The sequence below is a fragment of the Pseudomonas sp. Marseille-Q0931 genome (assembly GCF_940789645.1).
Classification (GTDB): Bacteria; Pseudomonadota; Gammaproteobacteria; order Pseudomonadales; family Pseudomonadaceae; genus Aquipseudomonas.
This window is the reverse complement of the sequence record NZ_CALNWT010000007.1, coordinates 238029-253783: the sequence shown is the minus strand read 5'-3', so window position 1 is coordinate 253783 and position 15755 is coordinate 238029. Positions and strand designations below refer to the sequence as shown.

The following is a 15755-nucleotide window of genomic DNA, read 5'->3' as shown; positions in this document are numbered from 1 at the left end:
CCACCATTCACGCAAGGCTCGCACGCGCTACCGCCTCCTCACTCAGCAGTGCCTGAATTCGCCCTCGGGCAACCTCTCGCGAGCAGTGCCCACGCATACGCTCGACCGCACTGGTCGCCATACGCTGGTAGCGCTCAGGATCGGTCGTTATGCACTGGTAGGCGTTCAGGTAGGCATCTCGCAAGGAGGCCCAGTCGATCTGATGACGCCGGGTGCGGTAAGCCAGGCGCGGGTCATGCGACCAGGCCGTGAAGTCGAGCCAGCTATCGACTACGAATGCGACCTGCTCGTCGATGTAATCCAGCATCGCCGAATGCCGCGGTGCGACTGCAGGCTTGCCGCAGGATAGAAACTCCATCAACGGCAGGCACTGCCCTTCTCCGTGAGAAGCGTTGACTGCGTAGGCACTGGCCTGGACAAGCGCTTCGAAGTCTTCTCCGTCCAGATAACCATGCAGCAGCACGATGCGGCACTGGAATCTGGGCATGCGCGCCATCCAGATCAGCATGTCGTGCATGGCGGACAGGTATTCATGATGCCCCAGCTTGAATACCAGGGTCGCATCCGGAACGTCACGGAAAGCGGCGCAGAAGGCCGTAAGCATGTCGGCCCAGTTCTTGCGCCCGTCATAAGGATTGAAAAGGGCCGTGAAGATCACTCCGGACAGCTGGACCTCGCATTCACCCGGTTGCCAGTCCGGCATCTTCGGCGTGAGGCCTTTTTCCTCCGGCTGCGGGGGCTCGACCATATTGCGCGGCTCGAGCGGCTTGTCACCATCCTGTACCACTATCTCCAGCGGCGCACCGTCAGGCTTGGGCAACATGGGCAGAAGAGGCTGTAGCACCTTGAGATACCACTCGCCGAGATAACGCCGGGTAATGCGGTAGCGTGATTGCCCATCGTTTTCCGTTGGTACGGTTACCGCCGAGCTGGCCCGTGCACGTGCAGCCGCTCCTTCATGCTCGCGAATGGCCTGCACCACGCGCGCGGTCGCGGCGCTGCCGAATATATGAGGGGCCAGCGCAGGGTCTCGCGTGTCGACCACGACACCCGACGCCATCTTGATCGTCACGCAGCCATTGGGCAGTTGCCCGGCCCACTTCTGCCGGAACGCAGCAAACTTGTCCCAAACGGGTGAAGGTACGGAAATGATCGGAAAACCGTCGCCCAGCTCCCGGCGTACGGCATCGACGATCATCCGAGAATGGGTGATGCCCTGACCGCACTGTCGCAAAACGTGACGCCAGTCCTGCTGAGGCTCATCCAGCCATGATTCGCTGGGAATACTGTCAAACTCCCAGGCAAACACCGGAATTGTGGGGCAACGCAACCGGGTTAGCGTCTTGTGCGGAGGCGAGAACGAAAGGAACACACAGCGCTCGCCAGCGGCGCGAGCCGCTTCATACAGCGGATCGACTTGCTGCTCGGGTTCGTCCACGACCACGATCTCGCCCAGCGTCTGCAGGACAGGCAAGAAGTCGCGCAATACGAAGTAGTAACTGTACTCGGGAAGCCCCATGCTGCTGGCGATCCTGGCAGCGGTGATCTGGGAATAGACCAGAATCTTCATCACGCTTCACTCCCCGCCAGGCCTGCTTTCTCATGTGAGGCCTGGCCTCCCGCCACTCGCCCGAGAAATTCCTCAAGGGGCCCGGCAACCTGGCCGATGGAGGCGAAGGCCCGCATGCGCGCGTCGGCCTTCATCGCCATATCGCGATACTTCTCCGGGCTCTGCGTGATCACCTGATAGCTCTGCTGGTATGCCTCGACCAGCGACTGCCAATTCAGACGGTGACGGTGGGTCATGAAGATGCCGGTCGGATCATGCGGCCAGCAGAAAGGCTCCAGCGCACACTTGATCGTGAAGGCCAGCTGATCGTCCACATAGTCCGCCATGGCGGTATGGGTCGGCGCGATCACCGGGACTCCAGCACTGAGGAACTCCATCAGGGGCAAGCAAAGTCCCTCGCCCGAAGACGCATTCACGTAGTAGTTGGAAGCGGCGATGAGCTGGCGATACTGCTCATCCTGAAGAAAACCATGGAGCACGACGACACGGCAGGCGAACGGCGCCAGGCGCGAAAGCAATGTCATCAATACGATCCGGTAGTACTCAAGATCATGGTGGGTCATCTTGACGATCAGCGTGGCATCCTGCCGGTCCTTGAATGCCCAGCAGAATGCAGTGATCAGCTCCACCCAGTTCTTGCGGCTGTCTGCGGGGTTGAGCACCGTCGTGTATACCACGCCCGATACAACAATCCGGCGGACCTCCGGTTCCGGAGCCGGCTCTGCGACCATCCGCGGCGCTGGCGACTTTTCTTCAGCAATCTCCGCTTTGCGCATCTCCCGCCACCAACCAGCGGCCAGAGCACTGGTCGTCAACCAGGCCTGTCGGAGGCGACTTTGCTCAGGCACCTCATCTACAGGCGGCGCAATCACAACCTCCGGTTTGCGCACCAGACCGTCAGCCGACAAGCCAAGGGTTGGGCTATCGATAACCACTCCGGCGAAGGGGAAGCCTCGTTCGGCCATCATTGGCTTGCCCGCAGCCGGCTGTTCAATCCGGTAACGGTCCCAGACGGGGGCCGGAAGCGCCACGACCGGATAACCGGCCGGCATCGCCTCGCGCACCAGTGCCGCAGCTTCTCGGCTGGTGCTGATGGCACCCTGGATATGAGAAAAGGTGTAGCGCCAGTCGTTCTGCGGGTTACCTTCCCAAGCGATGGAAGGCAGAGTGTCGAACTCCCAGGCGAACACGCAGACGGTCGGACAGCTCAAACCCAGCGGCACTTGATGCGGCGGGCTGAAACTCAGGTAAACGACCTCCTCACCGATACTGCGATAGTGCTCGGCAAGTTGCTCGATCTGTTCGAGACTCTGCACGATTTCCATGCCTGCGACACGCTCGAGAACGGGCAGGAAATCCTTCATGAGAAAGAAGTAACTGTACTCCGGCTTCCCAAGAGAATTATGAATGCTGGCTTGATCGATTTTTGATCCCACGAGGATGATCATGATGCAGAGACAACCCCACCAGTGCCGACGCGAACGATCATGCACTTCTTGATATTGTTATTGGGTCACGACCTGAAAAACAGTGGCATCAACACCCTCGGTAACCACGGAATTTTTCGTAAAATCCAGGAAGTTACCCCAAGAAAACTCCGTTTTTCATGCTCGATCAGCATCGCAACCTTTAACGACGCATGCAACCGTCTCGAGACTGCGTATCATCAAAAAAGTCCTGCCACTGCGCGGTAACTGGCCGTAGCCAGCCTTGCCGCGCTAGGCTTACGTCGCCAGCTGCAGTCCGACTGCGCTCTCCCTGAAATTCTCGAGGAATTCACCTTGGCACAATCTCGTCGCCTGGCTTTCGCCATTCTTCTGCTATCGAGCACATCGGCCTCGGCCAGCAGCTTCGTCGCCACCACGGACACTCTCGGCAGTGCGTTGGCGGGCAGCGCCGAAGCCACTTCAGACGCGACGTCCTCGCTGCGCGATAGCAAGGTCGTGCATGCGGCCCAAGACGACGCCGCCAGCTTCGTTGCCAGCAATGGCGAGCTGCGCGGAGCACGCCTGGAAGCCGCGCTGCGTTATCTGCGCAGCCAGTCGCCGGACCTGCACAGCGCCAGCGATCTGCAGCTGGCAGGCGCCATCCTCTCGCGCTGATTGCCTCGCGTGGCTGCTGACCGCCGCGCCGCCGCCCCGTAAACTACGACGACTTCCACCCTGCCAGCGGAACCGCGCTGGCAGCGGTACGTCCAATTGTCCGTCCTGCAGTTCTCGGAGCCATCTGTCATGCGTCGTTCATTCGCCATCGCCATCACCGCCTGCGTCCTGTTCAGCGGTATCGCCCAGGCGCAAACCGTGGTCGCCACCAGCAACATCGTGGTGCGCGCCCTGGATCGCAGCATCAATTTCACATCCGACACCACCACATCGCTGCGCGACATGAAAGCCGTGGTGCAGGCTCGTGACGACGCCGCCAGCTTCGTCGCCAGCGCCGGTGAGATTCGCGGCGCGCAACTGGAAGCCGCGCTGGAGACCATTCGCCAGCAACTGCCCGAGGCGCAGGCCGCCAGCGACCTGCAACTGGCCGAAGCCATTCTCGCTCTGTGACCCACCTTCTCGCCTGGTGCTGCGGCGCGCTGCTGGCTTTAGCCGCAGGCGTCGCCCAGGCGCAGTTGCGTCTGACGCTGGAAGACAGTGCTCTTGACGCCGCGCAGCGCCAGGCGAGCCAGGCGCTGCTCAACGAGGCGATGGCTGCATTGCCGCCGCGCTTCATCCAGCGCCTGGATCGCGAAGTGAAGGTCAGCTGGCGCACCGGCCTGCCCTCGAAGGTCTACGGCCAGGTTGGACGCTTCAGCGGTATCGAACTGAATGCCGAATTGCTGCCCAGGCTGGTCGATGGCACGGCGGCTCGCAACCAGTCTGGCCGCCATCACGGCACTCAGCGCCAGGAATTGCTGGCCACCCTGCTTCATGAGCTGACCCACCTTTATGACCGTGCTCGCCTATGGCCCGCAGCCGAGCGGCGCCACATCAGCCAATGCCGACAACGCGTCAGCTCGATGGGCCTGGTCGGGTTGCCGGAGGATTGCCGCGGCCAGAGCGAACGGCGTTTCACTCTTAGCGACGATCCGCGCCTGCTCGATCTCGCTGGCTGGCAGCAACGGGTCGGCCAGCGCGGTGCGCGTGATCTGGACAATGGTCAGGTCGCGCGCAGCCCGGACAGCTACGAGCTGACCAATGCGCTGGAGTTCGTCGCGGTCAACCTCGAGTACTTTCTGCTCGACCCCAGCTATGCCTGCCGCCGCCCCTCGTTGGCGCGCTACTTGCGCGAGCACTTCGACTGGACACCGGCCGGCGAGCCCTGCGCCAGCGACTACCCCTACCTCAACGCCGGGCGCGATTTCGCCGCTCAGCCCCTGGGCCGACTCGACCCCGAGCGCGTGTATGAGGTCGATTACCTGCTCGCCGAGGCCAACGATGCCTGGATGAGCCGCTGGGGCCACAGCATGCTGCGCCTGGTGGTCTGCGCGCCGGGGCGGCCGCGCGGCCCGGACTGCCGGCTGGATCTCAACCACCACCTGGTGCTGTCCTACCGCGCCTTCGTCGGCGACGTGCAGCTGTCCAGCTGGGATGGACTGACCGGCGTCTATCCGTCGCGCCTGTTCGTCCTGCCGCTGGAGCAGGTGATCGACGAGTACACCAAAGTCGAGCTGCGCAGTCTGGCCTCGGTGCCGTTGCGCCTGACGCGCGATGAGCTCGAACAAATGGTGGTACGCGCCGCCGAACAGCACTGGAGTTATGACGGCGACTACTACTTCGTCTCCAACAACTGCGCGGTGGAAACCCTCAAGTTGCTGCGCAGCGGCACCGGCAATCCGCGCCTGCAGGCGCTGGACAGCATCCTGCCCAACGGTCTGCTGGAGCTGATGGATGCTCGTGGCCTGGCCGACACCAGTGTGCTCGACGATCCGCGAGAAGCACTGCGCCTGGGCTATCGCTTCGACTCCTTCCGCGAACGCTACCAGGCCATGTTCCGCGTCCTGCGCGAGCGCCTGCCGATCACCCAGGACAGCGTCGAGACCTGGCTGGAACAGCCAGCACAGGTTCGCAGCCAGTGGTTCACCAAGGCTGATCTGCGCGCCAGCGCAGCCCTCTTGTTGCTGGAACAGGCCGCGCTGCGCCGGCAATTGCTATTGGCGCAGGACGAACTCAAGCGCCGCTACCTCACCGGCCGCGCCGCTGGCGATCCGAGCCTGAACAAGGCCGGTGCCGCGCTGGAGCAAATTCTCGCCAACAGTGGCTTCCTCAGCCGCCCGGCCGAACTGCTCGAAGGTGGCTACGGCTTGCCGCAACAGCAGGAGTGGGAGCGCCTCGAAATCAGCAGCCGTGAGCGTCAGCAGCAACTGCGCCAGCTCAGCGACGAGCTCGACGGCGAAGTGCGCAACCTGCTACAACCCGAGCGCCTGGCTGAACTGGAAGCCAACGAGGCCAATCTGGTGACGCTGGGCGAACACCTGCGCGCCCTGCACAAGGCCAGTGGCGGGCTGGAGCTGCCGTAAGGCACATGCTGGCGCAGACTGGAATTGACCGTAGCGCGAGGATGAGCAGGCTCGTCGCTATAAAAGCCTGGCCTCGCTCTCCCTTTGCCCCCGCCCTGGTTCTTAGCGCTTGCAGTGTGCTGGCGGCAGCACGTCCTGCGCTGCCTGATTGGTCATGATCTGCAGCTCATTGACGTTGCGCGCGGTGAACACCTTGCCCCCGGTCGCCGCCGCCAGGCAATTCCCGGCACCGGTGCCGAGAATATCGACCACGTTGATCTTCAAGTGCGGTTTGCTGCGCGCCAAGGCCTGGGCTATTGCACAGGGATCCTGGTTGCAACTCTCCTCGCCATCGGACACCACCAGCATCACCGACTCGCGGTTGACCCCATCGAGCATCTGTCCGGCCTTGGCGATGCCATCGGCCAGAGGCGTGCCTTGTACCGGTGTCACGGTGCGCAGGCGTGACAGCAGATCTGCTCGTTGGCCAGGACCGAAGTAGCCGACGCTGCGGGCGCCCGGACAGCTCTCCACCAGCACCAGTCCGGCGTTGGCATCACTGGGCAACTGTTGCACCACGCCAATAGTCGCCTCGCGCGCCGTGGTGATGCGCTTGGGTTCACGGAATACATGGCCCATCGTGTTCGGGGCATTGGTTCCAAGCAGCAGCTGCGTGGCGATATTGGCAACCCCTTGCACCATCGTTGCCTGTTCGATTTCCTTGGGTGTGGCCAGCATGCTGATATCCATGGAACCGGAAGCATCAAAGACAATGACCATCTCCGGCGCCAACTCCTTCGGACGCTCATCGGGGCAAAGGTTCTTGGCATTAGTGATCAACTGCTCCTTGCAGTTCTTCGCCAAGTTCTGCTCGACCTGCTCGCGCAGGGCGGCGTTGTCCTTGAGCAACGGCTCTTCGCGCTGCATCTTCTGCAGGGCCGAACAGTCTCGGGCGATGCCATCGATACGTTTTTTCAGCAGCTCGGCAGGATCCGGCTTGGGCTCGGGTTTTGGTTCAGGCTTGGGCTCGGGAATCGGCGGTGGCAGCGGAATTTCCGGCTCGGGTTCGAGCTCCTCGACCAGCGGATCCTCTTCCACTGGCTCCTGCTCGGATGGAACCTCCTCAGGCACGGCCGGCTCTTCGGCCACCGGAGACTCGACCGGCACAGGCGGGGTTTCCGGCTCACGACAGAACAGCCACCACCAGAGCGCCGCCAGTAGGGCCAGCAACAGCAGGGCAAGCAGCAGCCACAACCACCAGCGCCGCTTGCGTGGCACCTCGCTGACCAAGGCTGCTGCACCTGGCGGTAACGCACCAGCTTGCGCGGTAACAGGCGTGATCGGTGGCGCTGGGGGTTGGCCACCGCCCCAGAAGGTCACCAGCGGCTGGCCATTGAGCGAATACAGGGTCGAGGTGTCGGGATAACGGGCCGCTTCACGCAACAGAGCCGCCTGGCGTACACCATCGCCACCCTGCGCATCGAGCTGGCTGGCCAGTTGTTCGATAGAAGCCAGTCGCTCGTCGAGCAGGTGGCGCACCTGCGCCGCCTCCTTCTCATCCAACTGGCTGAACGGTACCGGCTGGCCGCCAAGATCCGAATACCATTCGACGATATCACCCTCGGCCTGCTTCGGCTTGGCGTACAGGGTCGCCGTGCTCGGCGGCAGGTGCCGGCGCAGGATCTGCGTGAGTTCGCCATGACCGGCCAGGGCATCTGCCGCGCTACGGGTTTGGGAGGACAGGCGGGAGATTCGCTTCATGGCGGTCAGCTTCCTGCTTAGGTAGTCAGGGAAAAGCCTGCTGGCGGAACGACCGGCATGCAGGTGTAACGGCAATGATCAACGCAGGCCAAGATCGCTTTCCAGGCTGGAAACCTTGCTACGCAGCTTCTGCAGCTCAACCTGTTTCTGCAGCACGGCCGGATTCTCCTGCTGGTTGATATTTTTCAGGTCGTTCTCCAGCGCAGCAATTTCTGCCTCGATGCGCCGGTTGCCCTTGGCCTTATTCTTGAGTTCACCAAGCAGGGCGTTCAGCGACTTGTTCAAGGAGGCGTACTGCGCCTGCTGGGTCGCCAGATCCTTGCCGACCGACGCTTTCTCCTGCTCGATAGCGGCATAGACATCACGGAACAACTGGTTGGTTTTCTGCTCGTCGAGCAGGATCTTTTCCTTCTCCTCGACACGCTGGGCGTAGACGCCCTGGGTCTTGCAACCGAATTTGGTGGCGAACCCGGCATCGGCATTACGTGGGTCGCATTCCTGCGAACTGACGGCACAACCGGCGAGCATGGCGACGCCAGCCAGTAGGACAAAAGAACGAAGTGGATGCATGGACGTATTCCTTGGAGCCTGATTAGGCTGTCGCTACAGAGTGTGCCGCGCACACCGAAAAGATCGGTAAAGGTGCGCATAGCGCACCCTACCTGTCATGTTGACCGAGAGTTTCCCGGAGTCTGTTCAGGTCGCGAACAGACTCTTAACCGAGCCGGATCGAAGAACGCTGCTGGTACAGCTGGTCGATTTCCGACTCCAGTTGCGCGATCTGCTTCTGCATCTTGCCGATCTCCGCATCCAAGGTATCGGTACGGGCACCATTGTTGCGCTCGGCGGCGGCAACCTTGGTCCACTCCTGCTGCTTGGAGCGTACGTCGGCCAGGGATTTCTTCAGGTAGGCGGTGTTGGCATCGATCTCGGCGAGCTGCTTCTGCGCCTGGGCGCTCTGCACCTTGTTGGCGGCGATGTCTTGCTTGATCTGCTCGATCTTGCGCTTGTCATCGGCGATCACGCTACGCGCGGTATCGCTGAGCATCTGCAGCTCCTGGTTGTCCTTGCGCACGTCGGCGATGGTCGCATCCAGACGGTCTTCCGCGTTGGCATACTGGCTGCGCTGGTTATCCAGATAGTAGTTGGCGCCCATGCCCACGCCACAGCCAGCCAGACCGGCAGCGACCATGCACTGAGCCTTCTTGCTCGGGTTACCCAGCTGGCAGGCGAGCATGCCGACCACCGCGCCACCGGCACAGGCTTGCCAACCCGACTTGCTGAAGAACTGCGCCGAACTGCTGTTGGCCAGCCGTGGGTCGACCGGCGCCTGATTGGCAGCCGGCGTCGTGCCGGTGGTCTGACAGCCAGTCAATACGAGAGCGAGACCCAGAACGACCCATTTCATCCGCTGATCCAACAACGCTACTGCTTTCATGTCCATGCCCTTCGCTTAAATGGATTTACAGGATTCCAGCCACTGACTGCGCGCCACTTTGCCGCTTTTCATGTAGCTATTCAGATTCTTCCAGTGGGTGTCGAGGTAACTGCGCAGGTTGCTTTTGCTGCGCGCCGCCATTTGTTGAGCCACCACACTGACTTGCGGCTCGACGGTGGCCGAGGTGTAGTTGAGCGCACCACTGACCACCGTGTCGGCATAGTAGTTGAGCATGAAGTCGAGCACCTTGCGATGACCTTCGAGCTGCTCTTTGCGTGCATCGCAGCGGCTCATCTGGTCATCTTCACCTGCTCCACAACTACGCTTGTAGTTGCCTTCCAGAGTATCGAGGAACATGCCGTCGTCCTTGAGCTTGGTGCAGAGGAAAGCACCCAATTGCAGTTCGGAGCGGATCGCCTGGTCGCGTTGCTCGTCACGTGCCTGGGTGTTGGCACGCAGATCGCCACGCAGCTTTTCCAGTTGCTGCTTGAGCGCGTCATCCTGCACGCCGCTGGCGATGCTGGCGATTTCCGCGACCGGATCCTTGTTGTCCTTGCTGCCTGTGGCCTTGCTCGCTGCCGGAGTACCGAGTTTCTTCCAGTCCTGCTCGACCTGCTTGATGCGCTCGCGCGAGGTCAACACCGGCGCCACCAGGGCCAGGCGCACACCGCCGGTCTTGAGCTTGTTCTGCTCGCCAGCGCTGGCGTAGTAAGGCTGTTCCTGACGCAATGCGGTGCGCAGCTCAGCCTGCGGCGTCAGGTAGTTACCGCCACGCACGATATAGCCGCCAGCCTGGCCGTGCTGGCGATCGAGCTTGTTCAGGCGGAAGGGTTCGAAGAGCATCTCATCGACGTTGCCCAGAACATCATGCAGGCCCAGCGGATTTGGCTTGAGCAAACCGGTCAGTTGCAGCTTGCCATTGGCCGACTGCGCACCAGCGAACCACGCATAAGCACCGAGCCCACCATCCGGCGTGGGGAAACGAATATCGCGAAACTCGGACTGGGAAACGGCCATGCCGCCACGTGCGGCAAACTCCCACTCGGCCTCGGTCGGCAGGCGCAGGAAGCCCGCTGCGCCATCCTCCTTGGGCAGCTTGGCAGCGGCATTCTTACGTAGCCACAGGCTGTATTTGTCGGCAAAGGCAGTGGCGTCGAACCAGCTGACGCCGACCTGCGGCAGGCGCAGCTTGGTCGAAGGCGTCGGGCAGGTATCGTTCATCACGGCCTGGTATTGCAGCTCGCTCAACTCGTACTTGGCCAGCAGGTAATAGCGCCCCGGTTCCGGTTTCTGCACCGTGAAACTACCGGCGATATAGCTGGGGCGGGCCTGCTCGATGTAGCCCCACTCGTCGCTGTCCTGACCGAGGGTCACGCCATAGTCACCCATCGGGCTGGCGACTGGAACCTGTACCTTACGCAGCACCAACGAACCCTCGCACGGCATCGGCAGGATCACGTCATCGGCCAGCGGTTTGGGGTTGTAGTACTTCTCCTCCCAAGCAGCCTGGGCCGGCAGACTGCCCAGCGCCAGCAACGTCGCCGCTGCCAGCAAGGCCTGCTCAGAGGTCACGCAGGCTTTCAGCCGGTTGAATATGGATCGCACGAAACCCTCCTACAGCCGCCACGACGATGGCGATCAGCAATGCACTGGCGAAGGCCAGCAAAATATGAATGTTTTCCAACTTGCAGACGAAGCCGTCGTCGGCCAGGTTGGCGCCCAGCGCCGTATTGAATACATGGCTGCCGACCAGGTAGGCAGCGTAGCCCAAAGCAAAAGCCAAACAGGTGAGCAGCGCCGCCTGAACCATCACGTAGGCGCCAGCAGCCGAACGCTGAAAACCAAGCAGACGCAACAGCGCCAGATCCTTGCGCTTGCGGTCGATATTGGCGAGAAAGGCCCCGGCCAGCGAGGCCACGCAACCGATCACCGCGGTCCAGGCGATCACCGCGAAAATCAGGCCGAGCACATGGCTGATGGCCTTGACCGACTCGATCTCACGCGCCCGCGTGCTGCTCTCTATGCGCTCGCCATCAAGCCAACTGGCAATGCTGGCCACATCATCCAGGCCCCGGGCGTAGATGCGCGCACGGGCATAGCGCTCGCGCACCGGCGCCACCTCGCCGGTGAGGAAGCCGAACATCGGCACGGCATAACCATCGCGAAAATTTTCCATCGCCACCAGCAGATCAAGGTGCACCAGCACCGCCGGCCGGGTAAAGGCGCTGTTCTCCAGCACCCCACCCACGGTCACCGTCAGTTCGCCACGCTCGTTACTGCCATCGAGCTTGCGCAGCACCAGCAGACGCAACGTATCGCCGACCTGCACGCCGAGTCGGCTCGCCGCACTGGCGCTGAGCAGTACCTGCTCCAACGTCGCGGGCGACGGCAAAGCGGCGATCAACGGATCGCCACTGGCTGTCGGGATGACTTCGGCATTAGCGACAAAATGCTGACTGTCGCGCTGCAGGTCGGCCTGGGTGTTCAGCGAACGGGTCAGCGGGATGACGAAGCCTACGCCGGGCTGGGCACGCAAACGCTCGAACCAGCCGCCGGCCAAGTCATAGTTGCCGAGCATGCGCACTTCGAGGTTGCGCGGGTCGCTGAGCAGCTCATCATTGAGCTGCGAGACCACGCCATGCTTGAGGCCAAACAACAGCAGCAGGGGCGCGATCACCGCCACCAGCGAGGCGACGATGCACAGCGACACCTTGCGGTCGTGCCACAGGTCACGCGCTGCCAATTCGATCAGCAAACGCAGACGGGGGCGAGTCTCAGGCCGCGTCATGGAACACCGTGCCGTCGGCGCTGGCATCGACGGCGCTACCCTGCAGCGTGCCGACGATGTTGCGGATCGCACAATCGCGCACCAGATCCCAGTCGTGGGTAACCAACAACGCGGCGATCTGGAAACGCTGGACGATTTCGATGATCAGCTCGAACAAGCGTTGCGCCTGCAGAGGATCGAGCGCTGCGGTCGGCTCGTCGGCCAGCAGCAGGTCGGGCTCATGGGCGATCGCGCGGACGAAAGATACGCGCTGGCGCTCGCCGATCGACAGTTGCGCCGGCAGCTTGCCCAGCAAGGGTTGCAGGCACAGACGAGAGATGGCCTCGTCGACCAACTCGCTCTTGCCAGGTAGACCGAGCATGCGCCGGGGCAACTCGATATTCTGCCGCACACTGAGAAACGGCAGCAGACCGCCACTCTGCAACACGAAGCCCAAACGCTGAGCGCGAATATCAGCCAATTGCGCCTGGCGGTCATCGCGCAGCAGCGCGGCAACATCCAGCCCATCGGCATCTCCCAGACGGAACTGGCCGAGCCCATCGGGACGCAGGATCAGACCAATCATTTCCAGCAGCGTGCTCTTGCCACAACCGCTGGCGCCGGTGATTGCCGCCACCTCGCCACGGCCAAGAATCAGGCGCGGCAAGACGATCTGGTAGTCGCTACCCCGGCGAATGCGCATGTCCTCGATATGCAACATGACCCAAGTCCTAAGGCAAAGCCTCCAGCGGCACCGGGTAAACGTGCTCGCGTGGGTCACTGCCCGGCGCCAGGGATACCCAGCGGTCGGCATCGGCGTTGTAGCGTTGGTAGTACTTGAGCTTGGTGTTCAGGCGCCGAATGAATTTCTCCTGCTCAAGCCCTTCCATGCCTTTCCAGGTTTCCTCGTCGAGGCTGAGCACCTCGCTGAGATAAGGCAGGCCATCAAGGTATTCAGCCATCAGGCCCATGTCGGCGACCTTGATGGTCTTGTCCTTGAGCTGGTTGGGATCCTTGCCCATGGTCGCGGCCACCGAACGCAGGCGCTCGAACATGTCGCTGGGCGAGATCAGGCCTTCGTTAGCAGCATCGGCGATCTGCTTGACCACATCGCTAAGGTCGCTGAGCTGACTCTTGGTCATCAGCACACGCACGTCGGTAGTGGGTACATCCTGACGCACGAAGTCACGGTCACTGATCCACGCCTGAAACACCGGCGGCGCACTGGCACCGGTCTTTTCGCCGAGGTAGGCCAGGCGCATGGCGTGTCCGAGCAGCTCGGCATCCTCGGCCAGGGCGGTATCGCCACCTTTGCCGGATTTCGCCTTGGCGTACTCCGCATCGGCCCCCAGCGCGCTACCGGCCGCCATGTCGCCGCGATAGGCCGCCTTGACCTGTGCAGTGATGGCATCGCCAAGGCTGTCGACCATCTTGCCGAAGCTCTCGACGTTGCCGGCATCCACCGGGTAGTACAGCGGCTTATTGAGGAAAGCGTTGGTCGACAAATCCGTGTACTGCGCCTCGGCCGAGGCATGGTTCTTCGAACCGCTCGGGGTCTTCAGGTGCAGGCTGTAGATCGCCACGCCACGGTACTTGGCCTCCAGGCGCACCTGCTCGGCGTTGAGGCCAGTGGACGACAGCTTGCTGTCACCATCGACTGCGCCCGCATCGGTAACCAGTACGATGTAGCGTGCACCGAACTCATTCCACTTGACCTGATCCAGCGCCTGCATCACGCCGGCGTAGGTGTCTTCGTCGTAACTGCTGCTGGACGCAGTTGCCGGTTTGAGCTCGGCGACCTTGGCCAGGAAGTCTTTACCGTCCTTGACCGTGCTCGGGTCGACGTACATCTTGCTGACGTATTCAAGCTTGGGCACTTCCTTGGTGCTGGAGCGGTAGGCGACTAGACCGAACTTGACCTGATCCAGCAGCTTTTCCTGCTCGACGTGGTCGTAGATACGCTTGACCGCCTCACGGGTACGGTCGATGTACGGCCCCATGGAAATGGTCGAGTCGATGACGAACACCACGGCGGCGCTGAACCCCTTGAGGGTGTTGGCATCGGCCGTGGCGTTCTTGTCCGCGCCCTGCTTGTCGGCCGACTCCGCCGCACTCACCGAAGCGACGTTGAGCAGGCGCACCTGGAAACCCTTCTCGGTGAAGGTTTCCTCGGCTTCCAGCACCGGCAACAGGTAGAAATTCTTCGTCAGATCCACCGCGTAATCCGGCTCGCGGGCAGCCACCGCCGGATCACGGCCATTGGCCTTCATGTTGGCCAGGATCGGCTTGAGCAGTGGCGCCGGGTCGTCCTTGGCAAAGAGCTGTTCGAGGCTGTCCTTGTTGCGGAAGAACAGCAGCGGATCACGGCCGGCCGGGTTGGTCAGGGCCAGGGTCATCTGCATCTTCCACGGTACGGCGCAGTCGCCCTTAATCCAGCCGACGGTCTTGCCATAGCTGTCAGGGCCGACCTTCAGCCACTCGGCGTTGCCTGCCTGCTCACGCTGGTACACGTAAAAGCGGGTGAATGCTGGCTGCGCTTTACCGCCACTAGCGCCAGCGCTATCGCCAAGCTGGCAGGTCGGCGTGGTCAGCACGCGCTGGTAGAGGGTCTTCTTGCCTTCCTGCAGCAGCGGTTTGTCTGCCGCCATCAGTGGCGCTGCTGCGCTCAGCAGCAGGCCGGCAAACAACAGTTTGACGCCCGGGGCGGTGCGCACGGTCATTTCTTCAGCTCCTCCAGCCGCTGGCTGGCGTCCTGATTGTCCGGGTCGTTGTTCACGGCAATCTCGTACCAATACATCGCAGTCTCAGCGTCAGCCGCTTCGATGCAACCACCGCTGGCATAATGCGCCGGGTCGTACTCGCGGGCATAGGCATAGGCAATGGCGGCATCGCCCGACTGCGCCTTGTGCGCATACAGACGCTGCACCACGCCACAGCGCTTGGCATCCTTGGCAACGGCGATCACCTCCAGCACCTGTTCGCTGGACGGATTGGACTTCAGGCAGGCCTGGATGAAAGACAGATCCTCCCTGGCATCAGATAGGGCTTGCGAACTGCACGCGGCCATCGCCCCTACCACTGAAGCCGGCGTGTCGCTTGGCGCGATATCGGTCGACGGCGTGCGCAGCAGGAACCACCAGGCCGCAACCGCCAGGGCCAGGATGAGCAGTATGGTGATCAGGATCAGCGGCAGCTTGCTGCCTTTCTTTGCCACCGGGGTCTGAGGTGATGGAGCAGGCGGCGCTTCGACAACTACCGGCTCAGGCACGGGTACTGAAATCACCTCGGGCTCAGGCGCAGGCGGCTCGGGCAGTACTTCTGGCAAAACCGGCACGATGACCGGCTCGGCCTTGCGCTCAACCTTCTTCTCGTCATGCGTCGAGTTACCTGCTGCCTTGGAGGACAGAATGCTGCCAAGGATGCGCAGCACACCCTTGTCGCTGCCGTCCTCGTTACGCAGTTGCAGCATGTAGGCCATCTGAGGATCAAGCATCAACGGGTCGATCAGCCAGGGGCCGACCTCGCCACTGAGTTTTTCATCAACCAGGTTCAAGCCATCGAGCGTATGCCAGGATGGGCTCGTATCCCATTCGCCGTTTTCACCGAGGTAGCGGCCATCCTGATTGCGCTGCACGGTCAGTTCGAGGGCGTCACTGCCCTCCTGCCAACCATGTACGGTCAGCTCTCCATGACCAGGTTGGCCGCTCTGCGCTGCCTTCAGTTCGATTCTCAACAT

13 protein-coding genes are annotated in these 15755 nt (G+C 62.1%); 3 read left to right on the top strand and 10 right to left on the bottom strand.

Annotated features, from left to right (window positions below):
• Positions 1–7: 7 nt before the first annotated feature.
• Entirely contained in the window at positions 8–1570 is a 1563-nt protein-coding gene (locus P3C50_RS13680; RefSeq protein ID WP_275546413.1) for a glycosyltransferase, read from the bottom strand.
• Complete coding sequence (locus P3C50_RS13675) at positions 1570–3018, bottom strand: glycosyltransferase (protein ID WP_275546412.1); 1449 nt, start codon at positions 3016–3018, stop codon at positions 1570–1572. Before P3C50_RS13675 ends, P3C50_RS13680 begins: the two co-directional genes overlap by 1 nt.
• Positions 3019–3351: 333 nt before the next feature.
• On the opposite strand from P3C50_RS13675, the gene P3C50_RS13670 reads away from it, so the two are divergent.
• The 3 genes from P3C50_RS13670 to P3C50_RS13660 all read left to right on the top strand — a co-directional run bounded on the left by P3C50_RS13670 (position 3352) and on the right by P3C50_RS13660 (position 6074).
• Positions 3352–3672: a DUF2388 domain-containing protein gene (locus P3C50_RS13670; protein WP_197858832.1), complete on the top strand. Its 321-nt coding sequence runs from the start codon at positions 3352–3354 to the stop codon at positions 3670–3672.
• Between the two features lie 129 nt (positions 3673–3801).
• Entirely contained in the window at positions 3802–4122 is a 321-nt protein-coding gene (locus tag P3C50_RS13665) for a DUF2388 domain-containing protein (RefSeq protein WP_275546411.1), read from the top strand.
• Positions 4119–6074 carry a DUF4105 domain-containing protein gene (locus P3C50_RS13660; protein WP_275546410.1) on the top strand — a complete coding sequence of 652 codons (1956 nt, stop codon included), beginning with the start codon at positions 4119–4121 and terminating at the stop codon, positions 6072–6074. Before P3C50_RS13665 ends, P3C50_RS13660 begins: the two co-directional genes overlap by 4 nt.
• Before the next feature lie 102 nt (positions 6075–6176).
• On the opposite strand, the gene P3C50_RS13655 is transcribed toward P3C50_RS13660, so the two are convergent.
• The 8 genes from P3C50_RS13655 to P3C50_RS13620 form a co-directional block, all read right to left on the bottom strand.
• A complete protein-coding gene (locus P3C50_RS13655; protein ID WP_275546409.1) occupies positions 6177–7814 on the bottom strand; it encodes a VWA domain-containing protein in 1638 nt (545 codons plus the stop codon).
• A 78-nt stretch (positions 7815–7892) separates the two neighbouring features.
• Positions 7893–8384, bottom strand: a complete 492-nt coding sequence (locus P3C50_RS13650; protein WP_004425286.1) for a hypothetical protein — start codon at positions 8382–8384, stop codon at positions 7893–7895.
• A 145-nt stretch (positions 8385–8529) separates the two neighbouring features.
• Positions 8530–9222, bottom strand: a complete 693-nt coding sequence (locus P3C50_RS13645; protein WP_017676115.1) for a hypothetical protein — start codon at positions 9220–9222, stop codon at positions 8530–8532.
• Positions 9223–9267: 45 nt separating this feature from the next.
• Complete coding sequence (locus P3C50_RS13640) at positions 9268–10785, bottom strand: formylglycine-generating enzyme family protein (protein WP_033377414.1); 1518 nt, start codon at positions 10783–10785, stop codon at positions 9268–9270.
• Positions 10786–10813: 28 nt separating this feature from the next.
• The gene (locus P3C50_RS13635; protein ID WP_039965414.1) at positions 10814–12040 is read right to left on the bottom strand and encodes an ABC transporter permease; all 1227 of its coding nucleotides are present in this window, start codon (positions 12038–12040) and stop codon (positions 10814–10816) included.
• Positions 12027–12740 carry an ABC transporter ATP-binding protein gene (locus P3C50_RS13630; RefSeq protein WP_075750776.1) on the bottom strand — a complete coding sequence of 238 codons (714 nt, stop codon included), beginning with the start codon at positions 12738–12740 and terminating at the stop codon, positions 12027–12029. The genes P3C50_RS13635 and P3C50_RS13630 overlap by 14 nt, the downstream gene beginning before the upstream one ends.
• Positions 12741–12750: 10 nt before the next feature.
• On the bottom strand, positions 12751–14739 hold the full coding sequence (locus P3C50_RS13625; protein ID WP_112211100.1) for a vWA domain-containing protein: 1989 nt from the start codon (positions 14737–14739) through the stop codon (positions 12751–12753).
• Entirely contained in the window at positions 14736–15755 is a 1020-nt protein-coding gene (locus P3C50_RS13620; protein ID WP_004425302.1) for a hypothetical protein, read from the bottom strand. The genes P3C50_RS13625 and P3C50_RS13620 overlap by 4 nt, the downstream gene beginning before the upstream one ends.

Excerpts from the sequence above, each read along its gene's own strand:
- P3C50_RS13680 (WP_275546413.1), bottom strand. The coding sequence starts at position 1,570 with ATGAAGATTCTGGTCTATTCCCAGATCACCGCTGCCAGGATCGCCAGC.
- P3C50_RS13675 (WP_275546412.1), bottom strand. The coding sequence starts at position 3,018 with ATGATCATCCTCGTGGGATCAAAAATCGATCAAGCCAGCATTCATAAT.
- P3C50_RS13665 (WP_275546411.1), top strand. The coding sequence starts at position 3,802 with ATGCGTCGTTCATTCGCCATCGCCATCACCGCCTGCGTCCTGTTCAGC.
- P3C50_RS13655 (WP_275546409.1), bottom strand. The coding sequence starts at position 7,814 with ATGAAGCGAATCTCCCGCCTGTCCTCCCAAACCCGTAGCGCGGCAGAT.
- P3C50_RS13650 (WP_004425286.1), bottom strand. The coding sequence starts at position 8,384 with ATGCATCCACTTCGTTCTTTTGTCCTACTGGCTGGCGTCGCCATGCTC.
- P3C50_RS13645 (WP_017676115.1), bottom strand. The coding sequence starts at position 9,222 with ATGAAATGGGTCGTTCTGGGTCTCGCTCTCGTATTGACTGGCTGTCAG.
- P3C50_RS13635 (WP_039965414.1), bottom strand. The coding sequence starts at position 12,040 with ATGACGCGGCCTGAGACTCGCCCCCGTCTGCGTTTGCTGATCGAATTG.
- P3C50_RS13630 (WP_075750776.1), bottom strand. The coding sequence starts at position 12,740 with ATGTTGCATATCGAGGACATGCGCATTCGCCGGGGTAGCGACTACCAG.
- P3C50_RS13625 (WP_112211100.1), bottom strand. The coding sequence starts at position 14,739 with ATGACCGTGCGCACCGCCCCGGGCGTCAAACTGTTGTTTGCCGGCCTG.
- P3C50_RS13620 (WP_004425302.1), bottom strand. The coding sequence starts at position 15,755 with ATGTTGAGAATCGAACTGAAGGCAGCGCAGAGCGGCCAACCTGGTCAT.